This is a genomic window from Rhizobium deserti (assembly GCF_004358025.1).
Classification (GTDB): Bacteria; Pseudomonadota; Alphaproteobacteria; order Rhizobiales; family Rhizobiaceae; genus Neorhizobium; species Neorhizobium deserti.
The window spans coordinates 56,154-76,453 of sequence record NZ_SMTL01000003.1 but is presented as its reverse complement, the minus strand read 5'-3'; the positions used below and the strand labels follow the sequence as shown (position 1 = coordinate 76,453).

Annotated in this window: 16 protein-coding genes; 9 read left to right on the top strand and 7 right to left on the bottom strand. The window is 60.1% G+C overall.

Translation table 11 applies throughout. The features are described 5' to 3' along the window. Positions 1-51: 51 nt before the first annotated feature. The 4 genes from pgl to E2F50_RS12425 form a co-directional block, all read right to left on the bottom strand. The gene (pgl, locus tag E2F50_RS12440) at positions 52-750 is read right to left on the bottom strand and encodes a 6-phosphogluconolactonase (protein WP_133316495.1); all 699 of its coding nucleotides are present in this window, start codon (positions 748-750) and stop codon (positions 52-54) included. Positions 751-757: 7 nt separating this feature from the next. Beyond that, positions 758-2,230: a glucose-6-phosphate dehydrogenase gene (zwf, locus tag E2F50_RS12435; RefSeq protein WP_133316494.1), complete on the bottom strand. Its 1,473-nt coding sequence runs from the start codon at positions 2,228-2,230 to the stop codon at positions 758-760. 102 nt (positions 2,231-2,332) lie between these two features. Beyond that, entirely contained in the window at positions 2,333-3,622 is a 1,290-nt protein-coding gene (locus E2F50_RS12430) for an NAD(P)/FAD-dependent oxidoreductase (protein WP_133316493.1), read from the bottom strand. An 11-nt stretch (positions 3,623-3,633) separates the two neighbouring features. Then, positions 3,634-5,073 (bottom strand): glutamine synthetase family protein, encoded by a 1,440-nt coding sequence (locus E2F50_RS12425; protein WP_133316492.1) that lies wholly within the window; start codon positions 5,071-5,073, stop codon positions 3,634-3,636. Between the two features lie 90 nt (positions 5,074-5,163). Here E2F50_RS12425 and E2F50_RS12420 point away from each other — a divergent pair, with 90 nt between their 5' ends. The 3 genes from E2F50_RS12420 to E2F50_RS12415 all read left to right on the top strand — a co-directional run bounded on the left by E2F50_RS12420 (position 5,164) and on the right by E2F50_RS12415 (position 8,671). Next, positions 5,164-6,381 carry a BaiN/RdsA family NAD(P)/FAD-dependent oxidoreductase gene (locus tag E2F50_RS12420; RefSeq protein ID WP_133316491.1) on the top strand — a complete coding sequence of 406 codons (1,218 nt, stop codon included), beginning with the start codon at positions 5,164-5,166 and terminating at the stop codon, positions 6,379-6,381. Positions 6,382-6,519: 138 nt separating this feature from the next. Beyond that, on the top strand, positions 6,520-6,654 hold the full coding sequence (locus E2F50_RS23550; protein WP_281029204.1) for a hypothetical protein: 135 nt from the start codon (positions 6,520-6,522) through the stop codon (positions 6,652-6,654). A 175-nt stretch (positions 6,655-6,829) separates the two neighbouring features. After that, positions 6,830-8,671 (top strand): methyl-accepting chemotaxis protein, encoded by a 1,842-nt coding sequence (locus E2F50_RS12415; RefSeq protein ID WP_133316490.1) that lies wholly within the window; start codon positions 6,830-6,832, stop codon positions 8,669-8,671. A 74-nt stretch (positions 8,672-8,745) separates the two neighbouring features. On the opposite strand, the gene E2F50_RS12410 is transcribed toward E2F50_RS12415, so the two are convergent. Both E2F50_RS12410 and aceA read right to left on the bottom strand, forming a co-directional pair. Further along, positions 8,746-8,985, bottom strand: a complete 240-nt coding sequence (locus tag E2F50_RS12410) for an SMc00767 family acetate metabolism repressor (RefSeq protein ID WP_133316489.1) — start codon at positions 8,983-8,985, stop codon at positions 8,746-8,748. Positions 8,986-9,021: 36 nt separating this feature from the next. Beyond that, positions 9,022-10,311, bottom strand: coding sequence for an isocitrate lyase (gene aceA / locus E2F50_RS12405; protein ID WP_133316488.1), 1,290 nt, complete (start codon positions 10,309-10,311; stop codon positions 9,022-9,024). Between the two features lie 205 nt (positions 10,312-10,516). On the opposite strand from aceA, the gene E2F50_RS12400 reads away from it, so the two are divergent. The 5 genes from E2F50_RS12400 to E2F50_RS12380 all read left to right on the top strand — a co-directional run bounded on the left by E2F50_RS12400 (position 10,517) and on the right by E2F50_RS12380 (position 16,134). Next, entirely contained in the window at positions 10,517-11,935 is a 1,419-nt protein-coding gene (locus E2F50_RS12400) for a helix-turn-helix domain-containing protein (protein ID WP_133316487.1), read from the top strand. A 120-nt stretch (positions 11,936-12,055) separates the two neighbouring features. Beyond that, positions 12,056-13,153, top strand: a complete 1,098-nt coding sequence (locus E2F50_RS12395; RefSeq protein ID WP_133316486.1) for a polyamine ABC transporter substrate-binding protein — start codon at positions 12,056-12,058, stop codon at positions 13,151-13,153. Positions 13,154-13,225: 72 nt separating this feature from the next. After that, complete coding sequence (locus E2F50_RS12390) at positions 13,226-14,383, top strand: ABC transporter ATP-binding protein (protein WP_133316485.1); 1,158 nt, start codon at positions 13,226-13,228, stop codon at positions 14,381-14,383. Positions 14,384-14,393: 10 nt separating this feature from the next. Further along, complete coding sequence (locus E2F50_RS12385) at positions 14,394-15,311, top strand: ABC transporter permease subunit (protein ID WP_133316484.1); 918 nt, start codon at positions 14,394-14,396, stop codon at positions 15,309-15,311. Between the two features lies 1 nt (position 15,312). Next, positions 15,313-16,134, top strand: a complete 822-nt coding sequence (locus tag E2F50_RS12380) for an ABC transporter permease (protein ID WP_133316483.1) — start codon at positions 15,313-15,315, stop codon at positions 16,132-16,134. Positions 16,135-16,151: 17 nt separating this feature from the next. Here the strand turns inward: E2F50_RS12380 and E2F50_RS12375 are convergent, their stop codons facing one another. Next, positions 16,152-18,107, bottom strand: a complete 1,956-nt coding sequence (locus E2F50_RS12375; RefSeq protein ID WP_133316482.1) for an AsmA family protein — start codon at positions 18,105-18,107, stop codon at positions 16,152-16,154. 146 nt (positions 18,108-18,253) lie between these two features. On the opposite strand from E2F50_RS12375, the gene E2F50_RS12370 reads away from it, so the two are divergent. Beyond that, positions 18,254-20,206, top strand: a complete 1,953-nt coding sequence (locus tag E2F50_RS12370; RefSeq protein ID WP_133316481.1) for an acetoacetate--CoA ligase — start codon at positions 18,254-18,256, stop codon at positions 20,204-20,206. Positions 20,207-20,300: the final 94 nt, after the last annotated feature.

The following is a 20,300-nucleotide window of genomic DNA, read 5'->3' as shown; positions in this document are numbered from 1 at the left end:
TTGTGCGTTGTCGCAATGCCGGCGTTTCGCAACGCCGGCGCGTCTGGCGCCTCAGGGCGCCCAGTAGATATCGAGCGGCGATTGGGCGCGTTTCAGAACCGCACGGATCGGCATCTCGGTTTCGTCGGATCCAGCCATGGCTTGATTGAGCACGTCTTTCTTGCCCTTGCCCTCGATGTGAAGGGCGAGGAAACGCGCATCTGCCAAGCTCGCAAAGGAAAAGGTCAGGCGTTCTTCGCCCGCTCCGTCGGCCTGCATCGTCAGCACGCCGCGAGGACCGGAAAGATCCAGTGCTCGCGCGAGATTGCTGCCGCGCGGGAAGAAGGAAGCCGTATGGCCGTCCCCGCCCATGCCGAGGATGGCGACGTCGAAAGGCGTGCCGATATCGGCCGTCTTTTCCGTCGCTATCGCAGCTGCGTCGTCAATCGTGGGAGTGTCGTAATAAAGGGGAACGAAGGCGGCATTGGCCGCCTTGTCCTTCAGCAGATGCGTCTTGACCAGCAGATGGTTCGAGCGGTCGCTGTCCGGCGGCACGAAACGTTCGTCGACCAGCGTCACTGTCACCTTGCTCCAGGCGATGTCGCGGCCGGACAGCGTTTCAAAGAAGCGTTTGGGTGTCGATCCGCCGGAAACAGCGATTGAGGCTGATCCTCGATCCTCGATCGCAGCGGCAAGCCGTACTGAAACCTCGTCCGCCAGAGCGGCGGCGAGAGCTGCGGCATCGGGATATTCATGCATATGCACCGTCATCAGCCGCTCAGCCTTCATGCCAGGTGCGACCGTCGCGTTCGATCAGCGCGATGGCCTGGCTCGGTCCCCATGTGCCGGCCGTATAGCCCTGCGCGATCTGGCCGGTTGCTTCCCATCCCTTGAGGATCGGATCGACCCAGCGCCATGCGGCTTCCACTTCGTCGCGGCGCATGAACAGCGTCTGGTTGGCGCGGATGGTATCCATCAGCAGGCGCTCGTAGGCATCGGGGCTACGAACCGCAAAGGCGGCTGCAAAGCTCATGTCCAGCGAAACGTTGCGCAGGCGCATGCCGCCAGGACCCGGATCCTTGATCATCAGCGACTGCTTGACCCCTTCGTCAGGCTGCAGGCGGATGATCAACTGGTTGGCAGCAATGCGTCCGGCAGCATTGTCGAAGATATTGTGCGGCACCTGCTTGAAGGTGATCACGATTTCCGACATGCGCTGCGCAAGCCGCTTCCCGGTGCGGATATAAAAGGGAACGCCGGCCCAGCGCCAATTGCCGATCTCGGCTTTGATGGCGACAAAGGTCTCGGTGTTGGAAACGCCGCCTTCCAGTTCCTCGAGATAGCCCTTGACCGGGCCGCCCGCGGAGGCGCCGGCACGGTACTGGCCGCGCACGGTCATCTGCTCGACATTGCTTTCGGTGATCGGCTTCAGGGCGCGCAGCACCTTGAGCTTCTCGTCGCGCACGGCTTCCGAATTCATAGAAGAGGGAACTTCCATGGCCACCAGGCAGACGAGCTGCATGATGTGGTTCTGGACCATGTCGCGCAGCGCGCCGGCGGTGTCGTAATATCCGGCACGGCCTTCAAGCCCGACCGATTCAGCAACCGTGATCTGCACATGGTCGATATGATCGGCATTCCAGAGTGGCTCGTAAAGCGCATTGGCGAACCGCAGAGCCATCAGGTTCTGGACCGTTTCCTTGCCCAGGTAATGGTCGATACGGTAGATCTGTTCCTCGCGGAAGACCCGGCCGATCGTGTCGTTGAGGTCCAGCGCCGAGGCAAGATCGCGGCCGATCGGCTTTTCGACAACGATGCGGGTCGTTTTGGTGATCAGATTGTGGTCGCGGATCTTTTCCGAGATCGCGCCGAAGATACCGGGAGCAACGGCAAGGTAGAAGACACGGATGCGGTCTTCGCCGTCATCGAGAAGCGTCTTCAGCGCGTCCCAGCCCTGGTCAGACTTAGCATCGACCGGAACATAGTAGATCCGCTGGCAGAATTTCTGAACCTCCGCCTCGTCATATTCGCCTTTCTTGAGATGCTCCTTCAAAGCGTCCTCGGCAAATTTGCGGTATTCCTCATGCGAGAGCGTGCTGCGTGACGCACCGATGATACGGGTCGGTTCGGTGAATTGTCCTTCGATCTGCCGGTGGTAAAGCGCTGGCAGAAGCTTACGCTCCGCGAGGTCGCCGGTGCCGCCGAATACGACGCAATCAAAGGCTTCAACTGGGATGATCTGGCTGCTCATCGCTGTTCTTTCATCTTGCAAGGTTGAGGGCATGTTTATGCTAATCGATTTAAAAGTGCTAGCCCGGATTTGATTCCGAGCTTTGGTAAAGACCTGGCCTTGTCACAACCTGTCGCGAAGCGCAAACCAGGTAAGGGCAAGGAAAAGCAGAGGGCTGCGCATGCGGCGGCCTCCTGGAAAAGGCGGAATGGCAAGCTGTGAAAGTTGTTCGAGCTCGGTTGCGTTTCCCGTCAGCATCTCTGCATAAAGTTTGCCGCAATAATTTGACAACATGACGCCGTGGCCCGAATAGCCGCCGATCGAGGTGACGCCGGGCATGACCTCGCGCACGAAAGGCTGGCGCGGCATGGTAATGCCCACATTGCCGCCCCATGCATGCGTCACGGGGATATTCTTCAAGGCCGGATAGGTCTCGACGATCTGCTGCCGTATCGCTTCGGCCGTATCCGCCGGATTTTTCGACGAATAGACTTCGCGACCACCAAACAGAAGGCGGTTGTCACGCGACTTGCGGAAATACCGCACCACGAACCGCGAATCGCAGACGGCTTCGCCGCCCGGAATGATGCTGGGAAAATCGTCGAGCGGAGCTGTGGCCGCAATGAACGAGCCGATCGGCATGATATGCGCCGCAGTGATCGGCTCGAGCTCACCGATATACGCATTGGTGGCAATCAGAACCCGGTCTGCCGTTAGTGTGCCTGAGGGCGTGTCGACCATGATCTTCCCGCCGGAGCGGCGAATGGCCGTGGCCTTGGTCATCTCGTAAAGCTCGGCACCGGCGCCATGAGCCACCCGCGCCAGCCCCACCAGCAGCTTGAGGGGATGGATATGCCCGGTCCCCAGATCCCGCACACCGCAATAATAGTCCCGGGTTCCCAGTCGGTCGGCTGTTTCGCGGGCATCCATGAAGGCGAGATGCCCATAGCCATAGCGTTCTGCCGCAATCTCGGCATTGGCCCGGTATTCCTTCTCGTGCCCCCGTTTGTGCGACACATTCATCTGGCCCGGCATGTAATCCATGTCGATGCCTTGGGTTTCCGCGAACTGGAGCAGATGGCGCTTGGCATTCTCGGCCATGTCGAAAAGCGCCCTCGAGCGCTCATAGCCCAGCTCCTTTTCCAGATCTTCCGGCCACCATCGCTGCCCGGTGCCCATCTGGCCGCCGTTGCGCCCCGAGGCTCCGTCCCCGAATCGATGGGCTTCGATCAAGGCGACCGTAACGCCGGACGCGGCGAGATTATAGGCAGCCTGGAGACCCGTAAAACCGCCGCCGATGACGACGACGTCGACGGCCCCGGAGCCGTCGAGCGCTGGATATGAAGGTCTTTCGCCAACGGTTTCCTGATACCAGGAAAGACCGGTTGCAATCGGGCTTTGCCACTGATCCACGATGGAAGCCCTCACACGTTGAGAAGCAGGAATTCCCGCTCCCACGGGCTGATGACCTGCATGAAGGTCTCGAACTCGCCGCGCTTGACGCCCGCATAAAGACCGATGAATTCGGGACTGAAGACTTCCGCGAGGGTCGGGTCGGATTCAAGAAGCGAAATGGCTTCGAGAAGACCGCGCGGCAGATCGATGTCGCCCTCATTGGCCGAGTCCTCGGTCGGCGGAGACGGCTGGATCGCGTTCATGATGCCGATCATGCCGCAACCGAGAGACGCGGCAAGCGCAAGGTATGGATTGGCATCGGAGCTCGGCAGGCGATTTTCCACCCGCCGCGCGTTGGGGTCGGAAACCGGCACGCGGAACGCAGTCGTGCGGTTGTCATAGCCCCAGGCATTGTTGACGGGCGCCGACATGTCAGGCGTCAGGCGACGATAGGAATTCACGTAAGGCGCCATCATTGCCAGGGTCTTCGGCACATAGGCCTGCATGCCGCCGATGAAGTGGAAGAACTCCTTGGAGGCTGATCCGTCCGGATTGGAGAAAATGTTCTGGCCGGTCTCGATGTCGACCACTGATTGGTGGATATGCATGGCAGAGCCAGCCTGCCCCTGCATCGGTTTGGCCATGAAGGTGGCATAGATGCCGTGCTTCAGTGCCGCTTCCCGGATCGTTCGCTTGAACATGAAGACCTGGTCGGCAAGCTCGATCGGATCGCCGTGCCGCAGGTTGATTTCCAGCTGTGCCGGCCCTTCCTCATGGATGAGCGTATCGATCTCGAGGCCCTGCTTTTCCGAAAAGTGATAAATGTCGTCGATCAGTTCGTCGAATTCGTTGATGCCGGCAATGGAATAGCCCTGGCCGCCGAGGATGGAGCGGCCCGAGCGTCCCTTCGGGGGATGCAGGGGGTAATCCGGATCGTCATTCTTGGCGACCAGGTAGAATTCGATTTCCGGCGCCACGACCGGCTTCCAGCCGCGGTCGCTGTAAAGCTTCATGACGTTCCTGAGGACGTTGCGCGGCGTATAGGAGACGCGGTTGCCATCGGTGTCGACGATGTCGCAGATCACCTGCGCTGTCGGATCGGTTTCCCAGGGCACGACGGAAAGTGTCGAAAGATCGGGAACCAGCTTCAGGTCGCTGTCGCGAGGCTCATAGCGGAAGCTTGCCGTCTCTTCCGGATATTCGCCAGAGATGGTGTGGCGGTAGATTGCCGAGGGCAGGGCCAGCGACGTGTTCGAGGTGAACTTGGAAGACGGCATCATCTTGCCGCGCGGTACGCCTGCAAGGTCGGGCGTGATGCATTCGATATCCTCGATGCCCCGTGCCCGCAGCCATGCGGCGGCCTCCCGCCAATCAGCAACACCTCGAAGAGAGGTAAGAGTCGGCTGTGCGGCGGCGGCTTTCAGCACCGTGCCGGTTGCGGGGGCGGGATTGGCTTTTTTGCTCGGCATGACACATCGGGGTGGGGTTGATCGGATTGCCCATCATAGCCACGGATTGGCGCTTGGCGAGGGGGAGGTGCCATTGACTTTGACTGCCGCATGGAAAAAGCAGGCAGGGACCAGAAGGAGCGGCAGGTGACGCGTAGGTTTGACGTCGTGGTATTGGGCGCCGGTGCGGCGGGAATGATGTGCGCATTTCGCGCCGGGCAGCGCGGTCGCTCCGTCCTGGTCGTCGACCACGCCAAGGCGCCCGGCGAGAAGATCCGCATATCCGGCGGCGGTCGCTGCAACTTCACAAATCTGCATGCCGGCCCCCGCAACTATCTTTCCGCAAATCCGCATTTTGCCAAATCCGCGCTTGCCCGATACACGCCGCGCGATTTTCTCGATCTGGTAGAGCGGCACAAGATCGCATGGCACGAGAAGACCCTCGGCCAGCTGTTTTGCGACGACAGCGCCAAGGACATCGTGCGGATGCTGCTGGCGGAAATGCGCGCTGCCGACGTCGTGCTCGAACTGCAGGTACAGCCGACGGCGGTCGAAAAAACGCTGGACGGCTTCCGCATCCTGACCTCCGGCGGCCCGGTGGACGCGGGTTCTCTGGTCGTGGCGACCGGCGGCAAGTCCATACCAAAAATGGGTGCGACCGGTTTTGCTTATGAAATCGCCCGGCAGTTCGGGCTGAAGATTGTCGAAACGCGGCCCGGGCTCGTACCCTTAACGCTCGACCCGCATATGCTCGAAAAGCTGTCGCCGCTTTCCGGCGTAGCGGTCCAGGCCGAAGTGCGTCACGGCAAGACTTCGTTCCGGGAAGCCCTGCTCTTCACGCACCGGGGTCTAAGCGGCCCCTCCATCCTGCAGATTTCATCCTTCTGGCGGGAAGGCGACGACGTGAAGCTGGCGATTGAACCGGATCTCGATATGGCGCAACAGCTTAAAGCCGCACGCAAGGCGAACGGTCGCCAGGCGGCCCAGACGGCACTTTCGGAGAACCTGCCGAAACGATTGGCGCAATTCTTTGTCGAAAGCCAGGGCATCGCCGGCAATTTGGCTGACCTTTCGGACAAGGCGATAGAGAAGCTCGCGGCCTCCATTCGCGACTGGACCATCCGTCCCGCAGGCTCGGAGGGATACAGGACTGCCGAGGTCACCATCGGCGGTGTTGACACGTCGGATCTGGATTCCAGGATGATGCAGGCCAAGGCAGTGCCGGGCCTCTATTTCATTGGCGAGTGTGTGGATGTGACCGGCTGGCTCGGCGGCTACAATTTTCAGTGGGCCTGGGCGTCAGGCCATGTTTGTGGGGAAGCGTTGTAATACCGCGCGATTCAGAACTTCTTAATATACGTGGCGGATGCTGCCTTATTGCCAGCAAATTCCTCTGTTCTAAAACTGGCAAGGGTCCTGCCGGTCTCCGGCAGGTGCCATAGATGACGCACCTGGAGTTCGACATCCATGCAGAATACTCGCCGTGCACGCGCAATTGCAATTGCCAAGACTGAAGACAGCATCAGGCTGCTCCGGATACGCTTTCTGATGATCGCGGCTGGTGCCACGGCGGCGCTTCTTGCCGTGCCGGTCCTCTTCTAACTAGACCTAGGTTAGAGTGTGTTTTGCCGATTGGCTCTTTCCAGCGCGACGATCCATGCACACGCTGACCGGCCCTTAACGCTTCCCAGTATCAAATAAGGCAATTTAGCAAATCTTCATTTCTGTCGCGAATAATGGGTATAGTTCCCTGTCTACGACGAAGAGATTGCCGCCTATGAAGAAGATACTCCCCTCCTCAATTGTATCGCGGATCGTTATCCTCTGCCTTTTCCTCATTTCGCTGGCAGTGATCGCCGTCGGGGGGCTGGCTTTTGCTGATCTCCGCAAAGACATCATGGAAACGGCCGATGAGGATGCGCGCAAAGCCATGCGCACGATCGCTCTTCTTTACGAACTCGAATTTCCGGGCGTAAAGGTGGAGATGCGCGATCAGGCCGTGGTCAAGGTCACCAAGGGGGAGGGAGCCCTGAAGGATCATGATCTGGTGGATCGTACGGCAAACGCAATCGGCGGCGTCGCCACGGTCTTTGACAAGCAGGGCAGCGACTACGTACGCGTGTCGACCAATGTCAAAACGGAAAAGGGTGAGCGGGCGATCGGCACGAAGCTTGCCGCCGAGCATCCGGCTCAGCCCTATCTAGCGCGCGGCGAAGCTTACTTCGGTTCGGCCGTGCTGTTCGGCAAGGATTTCATTACAGGCTATTTCCCCATCAGCAATCCTGCCGGCGGTGTTGCCGGTGTACTCTTCATCGGCATCCCGATGGAAATCTACTTTGCCCATATCACCTCCTCCGGCTACATGGTGGTCGCCACCTCGCTCGCTTCGCTCTTCGTGATAGGCCTGCTGAGCTTCTTTGCCATTCGTGCACTGATCAGCCCGCTTGGCATCCTGACCGGGACCGTCCGCGCCATGTCGAACGGCGACAATAGTGCACCCATTCCCTATGTCACTCTGCCGAACGAGTTCGGAAACATTGCCCGCGCACTCGAAGTCTTTCGCGAAGGAGCGCGCGAGAAGCAGGCCATTGAAAGCCGCAGCGCCACCGAACGTGCCGAGGCCGAAGCCGAGCGCGAGCGTAACGACGTTGAAAAGCAGCGGATGGATCGGCAGATCGATCAGGCAGTCAGCGAGCTTGGTTCAGCTCTGGCCCGGCTAGCTCAGGGCGATCTTTCCACCACGATCGAGACGACCTTCTCCGGACGCCTGGAACAGTTGCGCACCGACTTTAACGGATCGATCATCCGCCTGCGCGACACGCTTTCGCATATCCGCTCGAGCACGCTCTCCATCCAGAAGAGCAGCGCCGATCTGAGCAATTCGTCCTCGGAGCTCTCACGCCGCACGGAAACGCAAGCTGCCTCCCTCGAGGAAACCGCGGCTGCCGTCGATGAGATCACCGCGACTGTGCGCTCCTCTGCCGAACGCGCTGCCGAAGCCAACGAAGCCGTTTCGCACACCAAGAAGAGCGCCGACAGCTCCGGCACGGTGGTCAAGAATGCCGTCGAAGCCATGGCCCGTATCGAGGAAGCGTCTCAGAAGATCGAGCTGATCATCGAAGTCATCGACGACATCGCCTTCCAGACCAATCTTCTGGCCCTCAACGCGGGTATCGAAGCGGCGCGTGCCGGAGAGGCCGGCAAGGGCTTCGCGGTCGTCGCGCAGGAAGTTCGCGAACTGGCGCAGCGCTCCGCAGGTGCCGCCAAGGAGATAAAGGAATTGATCAACCAGTCGTCGCGTGAGGTCGGGTCCGGCTCGTCGCTGGTCCAGCAGGCCGGCGAGGTGCTGGCGTCGATCAGCCGCGAGATCACCGCCATCAGCCAGCATGTGGAAACCATCGCGACGGCAAGCCAGGACCAGTCGGCGGCGCTGCAGAACATAAACAGCTCCGTTAACCGCATGGATCAGATGACCCAGCAGAACGGCGCCATGGTGGGCGAAACCAGCGAGTCCAGCCGCCGGCTTGCCGGAGAAGCGGACGCCCTTCTCGCTCTCGTCCAGCAGTTCCGCATCGATGCTGAGCGGTCCGCCCGCAGCCAGACCGCCTACGCGGCCTGATCTTTATTGTTTGACCCCTGTGAAGGCGGCAGCGATGCCGCCTTCATGCTTTCTAGGTACTGAGCTTGCCGGATTCAATTCGGCTGGCGGGTGACGACGACCGGGATCATCAGGTCGCCCCAATGGCCGTCTCCGCCATGGTGTCTGGCGGAGCGGACCAGTTCCACGCAAACTCCCGCCTCTACCGCCTTCATGACCGCATGGTTCAGGCGGTGCAGGTCGTTGGCGAGAGAGCGGATTGCCGCCTGCTGCTCGGCCGTCATTGCACTGACTTGTTCCTCGGCGCGTTCCTTGACATGGGTCTGGATATTCATTTCGTTTCTCCTCCTGATTGACTATCAAACCCCCGCCTATTCGGCAGCGGGACGAAACTGGGCATGCTCGGTGGATTCGCTCATCGCCGTGGTAGACGAGAGCCCGCCGGTAATGGCCAGTGACACTGCATCGAAATAGCCGGTGCCGACCTCGCGTTGATGCTTGGTGGCGGTATAGCCGTTAATCTCGGCGGCAAATTCCGCTTCCTGCAGCTCAGAATAAGCGGCCATCTGGCGGTCCTTATAGCCCCGGGCGAGTTCGAACATGCCGAAGTTCAACTGGTGGAAGCCGGCCAGCGTGATGAACTGGAACTTGTAGCCCATGGCGCCGAGCTCGCGCTGGAACTTAGCGATCGTCGCGTCGTCGAGGTTCTTTTTCCAGTTGAAGGAGGGCGAGCAGTTATAGGCCAGCATCTTGCCAGGATGGACCTTGTGGACGCCTTCGGCGAACTTCCGTGCCTGCTCCAGATCCGGCTTGGAGGTCTCGCACCAGATAAGGTCGCAATAAGGCGCATAGGCGACGGCGCGGGCGATGCAGGGCTCCAGCCCGTTGCGAACGCGATAAAAGCCCTCAACCGTCCGCCCCGCCTCGTAATCAACGAAGGGCTGGTCACGCTCGTCGATATCCGAAGTCAGGAGCTTGGCGGCTTCCGCATCGGTACGGGCGATGACCAAAGTCGCGGTTCCCATGACATCGGCGGCCAGCCGCGCCGCGGTCAGGTTGCGGATATGCGCAGCGGTCGGAATCAGCACCTTGCCGCCGAGATGGCCGCATTTCTTCTCCGATGCCAGCTGGTCCTCGAAATGCACGCCGGCGACGCCGGCTTCGATGAAGGCCTTCATGATCTCGAACGCATTCAGTGGCCCGCCGAACCCGGCTTCGGCATCGGCGACGATCGGTGCAAACCAGGTATCGACCGAAAGGCCTTTGCCTTCCGCCGTTTCGATCTGGTCGGCACGTTGAAGCGTGCGGTTGATGCGGCGTGCAAGCTCGGGAGCCGCATTGGCCGGATAAAGCGACTGGTCCGGATACATGGACGAGGCGGTATTGCTGTCGGCAGCTACCTGCCAGCCGGAAAGGTAAATAGCCTTGAGGCCCGCCCGCACCTGCTGCATGGCCTGGTTGCCGGTCATGGCGCCGAGCGCATTGACGTAATCGTCCTGCCGCAGCAGGGACCACAGCCGGGCAGCGCCCGCCTCGGCGAGCGAGTAACGGATGGCGATCGATCCCCGCAGACGCTTCGCATCTTCCGCCGTATAGGGTCGCTCAATGCCATCGAAACGTCCGCTGGCTGCGCCTAGAACCAAAGTGTAAAAATCTGTCATCTTCTCTCTCCCAATACAGTAACTGCTGCTCGAAACCTGACAGATCAGGCGTCGGGCTTCACTGAATTTACAGAGGCCGCTCCCGCATAACCAGCAAAGATGCAGCATTGGCGCTCCGAAAAAGGTTAGGATGTCTTGTCTTTCACAGCCGTATTTGTGAAGATGTCAATCTTGTCAAAAAAGAATATGACCGAGGGGGTGGGCTGTGACGGAGCGGAAGATATTTGCCGGATCCCGGGTTCGCCGCCTGCGGCTCGGTTTGGCGCTGACGCAGACTGCCATGGCGGAGGGGCTCGGCATTTCGCCGTCCTACCTCAACCTCATCGAGCGAGACCAGCGGCCGCTGACAGTGCAGCTTCTTTTGAAGCTCGGCTCCGTCTACAAGATCGAACTCGGTGCCTTGCAGGGGGAAGGCGGGGGGCTGGCGGGCCAGCTGCGCGAGGTATTCACCGATCCGCTCCTGTCAGGAGAGATCCCTGGCGACAAGGAAATCGTCGAAGTGGCGGAAGCCGCCCCCAATGCGGCTCTGGCGACGATGAAGCTGTACCGCGCTTATCGGGAGCAGGCCGCCCGCCTGTCCGATCTGGCGGATCTGCTGTCTCGTGCGGGACACGAGACATCCATAGCGGCAGCCCGCCTGCCGCTCGACGAGGTACGCGAGGCGTTTGAACGGCATCCGCATTTCTTTGCGCGGATAGAAGATGCCGCCGAAGCCTTTTCCGCCAGTTTGGCAGATCGCGATGACCTGGAAATGGCATTGAAGACCTGGCTGAAGTCCGAACACGGCATCGTCATGCGTACCCTGCCGGTGCATGCCATGCCCAACCTTCGCCGTCGCTACGACCGGCATTCCATGCGTCTTTTTCTGTCGGAGCGCCTTTCTCCATATGACCGGAAGCGGGAGTTGGCCATGGAAGTGGCGCTCCTGGCGTTCAAGCCGGAAATCGATGCGGAACTCGCCGATCTTGCCCTGTCCAGCGATGAAGCCCGGCGCATCGGCCGGTTCGAATTGGCACGATATGCGGCGCATGCCCTAATGATGCCGTACGGGCTGTTTCTCGCTGCCGCCCAGCGGACGCGTTATGATGTCGACATTCTGCGCTCGCGCTTCGACGTCTCCTTCGAGCAGGCTGCGAGCCGTTTGACATCCATGGCGCGACCGGGCGCAATGGGTCTATCTTTCTTCCTGATGGAGCTGGATCACGCCGGCAACGCCATCCGCAGGCGAGGGGCGCACGGTTTTCCGCAAGCACGCTTCGGCGGCGCATGTCCCAAGCTCGGTGTCTACGCCGCCTTCGCGCAGCCGGGCCAGATCCTTGCCGAACGTGTCGAAATGCCGGACGGCGCGACCTTCATGACCTTGTCGAGGACCGTCGACGGTCCTCAATCCGCTTTCGGAGAACGGCTGCGGCGGACCGCCCTTATCCTCGGAACCGAATTTTCCGGCGGACTGGAGACGGTTTTTACGGATGCTGGCGAAGGCGCTCTGCCGACAGTGCTGGCCGGGCCTGCATGTCGGTTCTGCGAGCGCCAGGGCTGTCTTTCCCGGGCCGAGCCGCCTTTGACCCGCCCGCTCGGTCTTGATGAAATGGTGACGGGTCTCAGTGCTTTTGATTTTCAATAACTTTCCGCGGTGCACATTTCCCTTGTGACGACCGGAAATCCTTCCTAGTCTGGCAAAAAATCATAAGAGACTTCGTCGTGGGCTTTGGCCGCGGGCAATGACTGGATAACAGGAGAGATCATGAAAAACCATTTGCTTAGCCTCGCCGCCGCAGTCGCCGCGACGGTCTTTGCCGCTACCGCTGCCTCGGCTCAGGAACGCGTGGTGCATGTCTACAACTGGTCGGACTATATCGACGAATCTATCCTGACGGACTTCACCAAGGAGACCGGGATCAAGGTGGTCTACGACGTATTCGACAGCAATGACATCGTCGAGACGAAACTGCTGGCGGGCGGCTCCGGCTATGACGTGGTGGTTCCGACCGGCCCCTTCCTGGCACGCCAGATCCAGGCAGGCGTCTTCCAGAAGCTCGATAAGTCGAAGCTGCCCAACCTGTCCAATCTTTGGCCGCAGGTGACCGAGCGGCTGGCGAAATACGATCCCGGCAACCAATATGCCGTCAACTATATGTGGGGCACGACCGGGATCGGCTACAATGTCCAGAAGGTCAAGGCCGCCCTTGGCGACATTCCACTCGATAGCTGGGACGTGCTCTTTAAGCCGGAAAACGCGGCCAAGCTGAAGTCCTGCGGCATCAACATCCTCGATGCATCGGACGAAACCTTCGCCATCGCCATGAACTATATCGGCAAGGATCCGGACAGCAAGGAAACGAAGGATCTGGAGGCTGGCGGGCAGGTCTATTCGAAGATCCGCCCTTATGTGAAAACCTTCAATTCCTCCGCCTATATCGACGAGCTCGCCAATGGCGATACCTGCATCTCGATCGGCTGGTCGGGTGACGTGCTGCAGGCCAAAACCCGTGCGGAAGAAGCCAAGAACGGTGTTGAAGTCGCATTCATGATTCCGAAGGAAGGCACCTATATGTGGTTCGACAATCTGGCCATTCCATCCGACGCCAAGAATGTCGAGGAAGCGCATGCCTTCATCAACTATCTGATGAAACCGGAAGTGATCGCCAAGGCATCCAACTACGTCCAGTACGCCAATGGCAACCTTGCTTCCCAGCAGTTCGTCGACAAGGAAATTCTCGAAAACCCTTCCGTCTATCCGCCGGAAGACGTGGTCAAGAAGCTGTTTACCATCTCGCCTTATGGGCCGCGCGAGCAGCGTGTGCTGAACCGGGTCTGGACGCAGATCAAGACCGGCAGCTAAACGGAAGAGGGGCAGGCGGAAACGTCTGCCCTTTGTCCTTTGACGCATAGATCGACACGCTGGGGCTCATGCATGGCGAAAACTCTTGGACCGGTTAAACGTAAATTCTCGCCCTGGACCGATCCCTCGGCAGTGCCTTTCATCCGTTTCGAGAATATCACCAAGCGCTTCGGCGACTTTACGGCAGTCGACAACCTGACGCTCGACATTTACGAGCGGGAATTCTTCTCCCTGCTCGGGCCGTCCGGATGTGGCAAAACCACCCTGATGCGCATGCTGGCCGGTTTCGAAGAGCCAACCGAAGGCCGCATTCTGCTGCAGGGCAAGGATATCTCCGGCGTCCCCCCGTATCGCAGACCCACCAACATGATGTTCCAGAGCTACGCTCTCTTCCCTCATATGACGGTGGAGAAGAACATCGCCTTCGGATTGCAGCAGGACAAGCTGCCGAAGGGCGAGATTGCGGCCCGCGTCGAAGAAATGCTCAAGCTGGTCAAGCTGGAGCAGTTTGCCAAGCGCAAGCCGAACCAGCTCTCCGGCGGCCAGCGGCAGCGTGTCGCGCTGGCCCGCTCGCTTGCCAAGCGGCCGCAGGTTCTGCTGCTCGACGAGCCGCTCGGCGCGCTCGACAAGAAGCTGCGGGAAGAAACCCAGTTCGAGCTGATGGACATCCAGCACACGCTGGGTCTGACCTTCCTGATCGTCACCCATGACCAGGAAGAAGCGATGACCGTGTCCGATCGTATCGCCGTCATGGACAAGGGCGTCATCGTGCAGGTCGCGACGCCGGCGGAAATTTACGAGGCCCCCAACAGCCGCTACGTCGCGGACTTCATCGGCGACATCAATATTTTCGAGGGCACGGTTACAACCACCGAAAGCGCGCTTGGCGCGCCCGGCAAGGTCACCATCGATTGCGATGGCATCGCAGTTGCTGTCGAGCAGGGATGTCAGGCGGTCAGCGGCGACAAGGTCGCCTTTGCGGTGAGACCGGAAAAGGTACGCATTTCACCCGACCAGCCTGCCGATACCTCTGTCAATGCCGTGCATGGCGAAGTGTGGGATATCGGCTATCTCGGCGATTTCTCCGTCTTCCTGGTGAAGCTGGCCGACGACCGGATCGTGCGTGCCGCCCAGGCGAACGTGTCCCGCCTCGTCGACCGTCCGATCACCTTCGGCGATATGGTCTGGCTCCACTGGCCGCTCGATGCCGGCCTCGTTCTGACGCGATGAGGTGAAGCAGATGGCGGCTGTTTCCGAAGCAAGAAGCGATGAAAACGCGAGCCCCTTCCGTTGGCTGGTTGTCGTCCTTCCTTATGTCTGGCTGCTGCTATTCTTCGTGGCGCCATTTCTGATCATCCTCAAGATATCGCTTTCCGACACTGCGATTTCGCAACCGCCTTACACACCACTTTTCCAAGGCTTCGGTGCCTTGAGCGATTTCCTGGCGCAGCTGGATTTTGAGAACTACCTCTTCCTGACGGATGACCCGCTCTACATTCAATCCTATCTTTCGTCCTTGCGGATCGCCTTTATCTCGACCGTGCTGCTTCTGCTGATCGGCTACCCGATCGCCCTGGCCATGGCTCGCGCACCCCTGGCCATCAGGCCGACCCTGGTCATGCTGGTCATCCTGCCGTTCTGGACTTCCTTTCTGATCCGCGTCTATGCCTGGATCGGCATTTTGAAGCCAGACGGCCTCCTGACGCTTTTGCTTCACTCGATCGGGCTGCTGGGGCCGGAGGATCAGGTGCAGATCTTCCGTACTGATTACGCAGTCTTTGTCGGCATTGTTTATTCCTATCTGCCCTTCATGGTCCTGCCGCTGTATTCGGCGCTTGAGAAGATGGACAATTCCCTGATCGAAGCGGCCAATGACCTCGGATGTCCGCCGCTCAAGGCGTTTTGGCGCATCACCTTCCCGCTCTCCTTGCCGGGTGTGATAGCCGGCTCGATGATCTGCTTCATTCCTATCACTGGGGAATTCGTCATCCCGGATCTCCTGGGGGGCGCCGACACGCTGATGATCGGCAAGACGCTCTGGACGGAATTCTTCGGCAACCGCGACTGGCCTCTTGCTTCTTCGGTGGCGGTTATCCTGCTGATCATGCTGGTGGTGCCGATCATGATCTTCCAGAACCAGCAGAAGAAGGTGGCTTGAGATGAAGTCCTCCCGCTTCGACGCAACCGTCCTAACACTGGGTTTCGCCTTTCTTTATATCCCGATCATCATTCTCGTCGTTTACTCGTTCAATGCATCGAGGCTGGTGACGGTGTGGGGCGGCTTTTCCCTGCACTGGTACCAAACCATGTGGTCCAACGAGGGATTGATGGATGCGGCCTGGGTAACGGCCCGCGTCGGCGTGATCAGCGCCACGATCGGGACAGTGCTGGGCACGCTTGCGGCCTTGACGCTGGTGCGCTTTTCGCGCTTTCCGGGCCGGATGCTGTTTTCCGGCATGATCTATGCGCCCCTCGTCATGCCGGAGGTCATTACCGGCCTTTCCATGCTGCTCCTGTTCGTCGCCGTCGGCGTCGACCGTGGCTTCTGGACGGTGATCATTGCACACACGACCTTCACCATGTGCTATGTGGCGATTGTCGTACAATCGCGCCTGCTGACCTTCGACCGCAGTCTGGAGGAGGCGGCGCTTGATCTCGGTTGCCCGCCGGTCAAGACATTCTTCACGATCACCCTGCCGCTGATCTTCCCGGCCGTGGTGGCAGGCTGGATGCTCGCCTTCACGTTGTCGCTGGACGATCTGGTGATTTCCAGCTTCACGACCGGCCCGGGCGCCACGACGCTGCCCATCAAGATTTATTCGCAAGTGCGTCTTGGAGTAACCCCGGAGATCAATGCCATCTGCACCATTCTGATCGGCCTGGTGACCATCGGCGTGATCATCGCCTCTATCAGTACCAAACGGGCGGAATTGCGTCGGCAGCAGGATGAACATCTGGCGGTCGGACGCGGCGCCACCTAAGGATAGCGCGCTTCCAGCTATTGAAGCGGTTTCTGCGCGTTTGGCGAGATCGGCCAGATCACCGGGTCGGGCCAGGAGCCGCCAATGAAGAAGACGGAGGCTGGCGAGGGCGGCGGGATGCCGCTCGGCTGACCCTCGGTGGGCTGGCCAATGTTCGACTGGCCAATGTTCGACTGGACCGTGGTCGACTGAATCGTCGCGGACAGCGCCAGGCTGTTGTTCACGTAGGGAATGACGCCTGTGAACAGCATGGTTTCGCTGGGTCCGACGATCCGGCCCTGGTTGATATCCGCCGATCCGTTCGCCAAGTCTGCCGTCACGTCTATGCTTTCGAATTCGAAGGCGCCGGCGACTGCTTCGCTCAGGGAGAAGTAGGGCTTCTGGCCAGCAAGCTGTCGGATGGCCGTCAAATTGACGCCGGGGAGAATGCCTTGCCGGGCGGAGAAACGAACACTGCCCTTGGCGTTGCGCCAGGCCGCAAGGTTCGAGGGGCTTGCCACGTCGACCGAGACTTCCAGAGAGCCGGGCGCTGCGGGCAAGGGACCGCGGAGTCCGAGCCGCTCGATGATGTTGGGGAAATCCGCATCATGGACAGACAGCCGGACGGCAACACCGCCCTCCGGGCCTTCCTTGATGGTGGCGACCCTGCCTGTGAGGCGGCCTCCCTCGAAATCGCTGTCGAGGATATCCAGCCGTGACTGCTCGCCGATATTCATGAGGCCGATCGCGACCTCTTCCAGTTGGAAGGGGCCAAGCTTGGCTTGGCTCGCCGAAAGGCGCAGGTCGAGCTCCAATCCGCTCCGCAGCAGCCGGGCCTCGTCGCCACCTTCGATCATGCTTGGCGCCAGGGTGGCGAAAACAGGCGAAAAGTCGATGCTTCCGACGGCCAGCGTACCGGTCAGGCGCGGCCGATTGGCAGCGGGAAACGAAAGATCGAGAATACCCGTCGCCTGAACGTCGTTCACATCAAGAGACAGATTGTCGAAACGAAGCGTATCGTTATTGGTGACCAGCCGCGCCTGAAGCGACAGGGTCTTCAGCTGCGCCGCGACGGGAAGGTCAAGGCCCGTCCACTTCACCAGGGCAGAGAAATCCGGTGTCGAAAGCTCCGTCTCGCCTGAAAGAAATCCGTGGGTAGCAAGATTGGCAACGCCGCTGAAGCGGGCCTTGAAGAGATCCGACTGGATGGTCCCGACCGTATTGCCGCTCTTGCCGGAAAGCAGCAGCAGCGGCTGCGTCGAACTAATGTCCAGTGTGAGCGGATGCTTGCCGACTTTTGCTAGGGCTTGCAGGCGCGCACCTTCGGATAGATGCGGCCAGCGGAGCTCGCCGTCTATTTCGTCGATCACCAGCTTTTGGCCGTCCGACTGGCTGGTGATCTCGATGCTTCCGTTTCGGATCCGGATCTCGCCGATTGGGGCATCGGCCGCCTCGTCGAGCAACTGACCACTGGCGCTGGCGGTGGCGTTCCGCACAGCGCGGCTGAGCAGGCCGTCATTGGCCCAGTCCAGCCGACCGTCGCTGGCGCGAATGACGAAGATCTTCGCATCCGTCATCCGGAAATTCTTGAACTCCGGCTGACCCGTCACGGCCCCGAGGAGATCGAAGGAAGCAGATAAACGCGCTATGCGCCCCAGAACCCGCTCGCCGCCGTCGACCTGTTTGCGAATGGTGATGCCCTTCAAGGTGATGCGCGGCTTAGGCCAAAACCGCAGATCCGGCTCCCCCTCTATGCTGACCGTATGGCCCGTCCACTGTGCGACTGCCTTTTCCATGTTTTCGCGCACCAGGGCGGACGAGATAAGGAAAGGCGCAAGGATCTGGAACGCTGCAAACAGGGCGAGGGCAAAGAAGCCGACCATCAGCGCGCGCCGCCATCGGGGCGTCAGCGGCCGCCCGAGGTTTTTCCGCAGATATCCAGTTGCATTGGTCAGCATGAGCAAGCCGATATAGGAAACCCATCTATTGCGCAAATCAGGGCCGCATCCCCGCGCGGCGCCCCTTTATCATGCAATGTCAGATGCTATACAAAACCCGGAGGGCGGGCTTAAGGCTCAGCCGTGGGAGACAGGCGAGCCTTCCTGCTGAGGAGCGGGAGGCGGAAGGTGGAGGGAATGGAATGGGCAATGAGCAGCCGCTGTGGACCCCGTCTCTGGAGGCACAGCATGAGACGCCGCTTTATCGCTTCATGGGCTGGTGCGCCGAGCACTATCGCGTAAGCTTTGCCGATTACGATGCCTTCCACGCCTGGTCGATCGCCGAGCCGGCGCACTTCTGGTCGGCGGTCTGGGACTTCTGCGGCGTCAAGGGAGATAAGGGCGCCTCCTTTCTGACCGGCAGCCAAGACATGCTTGCCGCCCGTTTCTTTCCAGACGCGACGTTGAACTTTGCCGAGAATCTTCTTGCCCAATCCGGCCCAGGTGACGCGATCCTGTTCCGGGGGGAAGACAAGATGGAACAGCGCTGGTCGTGGGATCGGCTGCGCGAAGAGGTTTCTCGCCTGCAGCAAGCCTTTCTGACGCTTGGTGTAACCCCGGGGGACCGGGTCGCAGCGATGATGCCCAACATGCCGGAAACTGTCGCCTGTATGCTGGCGGCCGCTTCGATAGGCGCCATCTGGTCGTCCTGTTCCCCCGATTTTGGAGAGCAGGGCGTTCTCGATCGCTTCGGCCAGATCGAACCGAAGCTTTTCATAGCATGCGACGGCTATTGGTATAACGGAAAGCGTCAGGACACGGCCGACAAGGTGAGGGCGGTGGCGGCGCAGTTGAAAACGCCGGTCCTTGTCGTGCCCTATGCCGGCGATGCGCCCGCGCTGGCCGCGTCGCTTGCCGATGGTCGGACACTGGGTGATTTCATATCCGCTTATGAAACCACGACGGTAGAGTTCTTCGCTTTGCCTTTCTCGCATCCGCTCTACATCCTCTTTTCGTCCGGAACGACCGGCGTCCCCAAATGCATCGTCCATTCGGCAGGTGGCACGCTTCTGCAGCACCTGAAGGAACATCACCTCCACTGCAGTCTCAAGCCCGGCGAAAAGCTCTTCTATTTCACCACCTGCGGATGGATGATGTGGAACTGGCTGGTGTCCGGGCTTGCTGTCGGCGCCACACTCTGCCTGTTCGATGGTTCCCCCTTTGCCCCTGACGGCAATGTGCTTTTCACCTATGCGCAGAACGAGAAATTCGCCGTGTTCGGCACATCGGCCAAGTATATCGATGCTGTTCGCAAGAGCGGCATCCTACCAAAACAAAGCCACGACTTGTCCGCGCTGCGGCTCATCACATCAACCGGATCGCCCCTTTCGCCCGAGGGGTTTTCCTTCGTCTACGAGGGGATCAAAAAGGATGTGCATCTGGCATCCATTTCCGGCGGCACGGATATCGTTTCCTGCTTCGTGCTCGGCAATCCGCTGAAGCCGGTATGGCGCGGAGAGATCCAGGGGCCGGGCCTCGGTCTCGCCGTCGATGTCTGGAACGACGAGGGCAAGCCGGTCCGCGGCGAAAAGGGCGAGCTTGTTTGCACCAGGGCCTTCCCGTCCATGCCGATCATGTTCTGGAACGATCCGGAGGGGAAGAAGTACCGCGCCGCCTATTTTGAGCGCTTCGACAATGTCTGGTGCCATGGCGATTTTGCCGAATGGACCGAGCATGGCGGCATCGTCATCCACGGCAGGTCCGACGCCACCCTCAATCCGGGCGGCGTCCGCATCGGCACGGCGGAAATCTACAATCAGGTGGAGCAGATGGAGGAAGTGGCCGAAGCTCTCTGCATCGGCCAGGACTGGGACGACGATGTTCGCGTCGTGCTTTTCGTGCGCCTCGCCAACGGCTTCTCGCTCGACCAGAACTTGGTCGGCGCCATCAAGAGCCGCATCCGCTCCGGTGCCTCGCCCCGCCATGTCCCCGCCAAGGTGATCGAGGTTCAAGACATACCACGCACCAAGTCCGGCAAGATCGTTGAATTGGCGGTTCGAGATGTTGTGCACGGACGCTCCGTCAAGAACAGGGAAGCGCTGGCCAACCCTGAGGCTCTCGATCTCTTCGCCGACCTCACGGAGCTCCGCAGCTGATCCGGCTCACAGGCTCCTGCTGTGCTCCTACATTCCGCAATGAAGGTGCCTGAGCGATCGATCTTTAACCTGATGTTAAGTCACATTGATCAAG

Bases quoted from the DNA above. Each gene is read 5' to 3' on its own strand.
- E2F50_RS12385 (WP_133316484.1), top strand. From the start codon at position 14,394: ATGGCGGCTGTTTCCGAAGCAAGAAGCGATGAAAACGCGAGCCCCTTC.
- E2F50_RS12425 (WP_133316492.1), bottom strand. From the start codon at position 5,073: ATGCCGAGCAAAAAAGCCAATCCCGCCCCCGCAACCGGCACGGTGCTG.
- aceA (WP_133316488.1), bottom strand. From the start codon at position 10,311: ATGACAGATTTTTACACTTTGGTTCTAGGCGCAGCCAGCGGACGTTTC.
- E2F50_RS12380 (WP_133316483.1), top strand. From the start codon at position 15,313: ATGAAGTCCTCCCGCTTCGACGCAACCGTCCTAACACTGGGTTTCGCC.
- E2F50_RS23550 (WP_281029204.1), top strand. From the start codon at position 6,520: ATGCAGAATACTCGCCGTGCACGCGCAATTGCAATTGCCAAGACTGAA.
- E2F50_RS12420 (WP_133316491.1), top strand. From the start codon at position 5,164: ATGGAAAAAGCAGGCAGGGACCAGAAGGAGCGGCAGGTGACGCGTAGG.
- pgl (WP_133316495.1), bottom strand. From the start codon at position 750: ATGACGGTGCATATGCATGAATATCCCGATGCCGCAGCTCTCGCCGCC.
- E2F50_RS12415 (WP_133316490.1), top strand. From the start codon at position 6,830: ATGAAGAAGATACTCCCCTCCTCAATTGTATCGCGGATCGTTATCCTC.
- zwf (WP_133316494.1), bottom strand. From the start codon at position 2,230: ATGAGCAGCCAGATCATCCCAGTTGAAGCCTTTGATTGCGTCGTATTC.
- E2F50_RS12410 (WP_133316489.1), bottom strand. From the start codon at position 8,985: ATGAATATCCAGACCCATGTCAAGGAACGCGCCGAGGAACAAGTCAGT.
- E2F50_RS12390 (WP_133316485.1), top strand. From the start codon at position 13,226: ATGGCGAAAACTCTTGGACCGGTTAAACGTAAATTCTCGCCCTGGACC.
- E2F50_RS12370 (WP_133316481.1), top strand. From the start codon at position 18,254: ATGGGCAATGAGCAGCCGCTGTGGACCCCGTCTCTGGAGGCACAGCAT.
- E2F50_RS12395 (WP_133316486.1), top strand. From the start codon at position 12,056: ATGAAAAACCATTTGCTTAGCCTCGCCGCCGCAGTCGCCGCGACGGTC.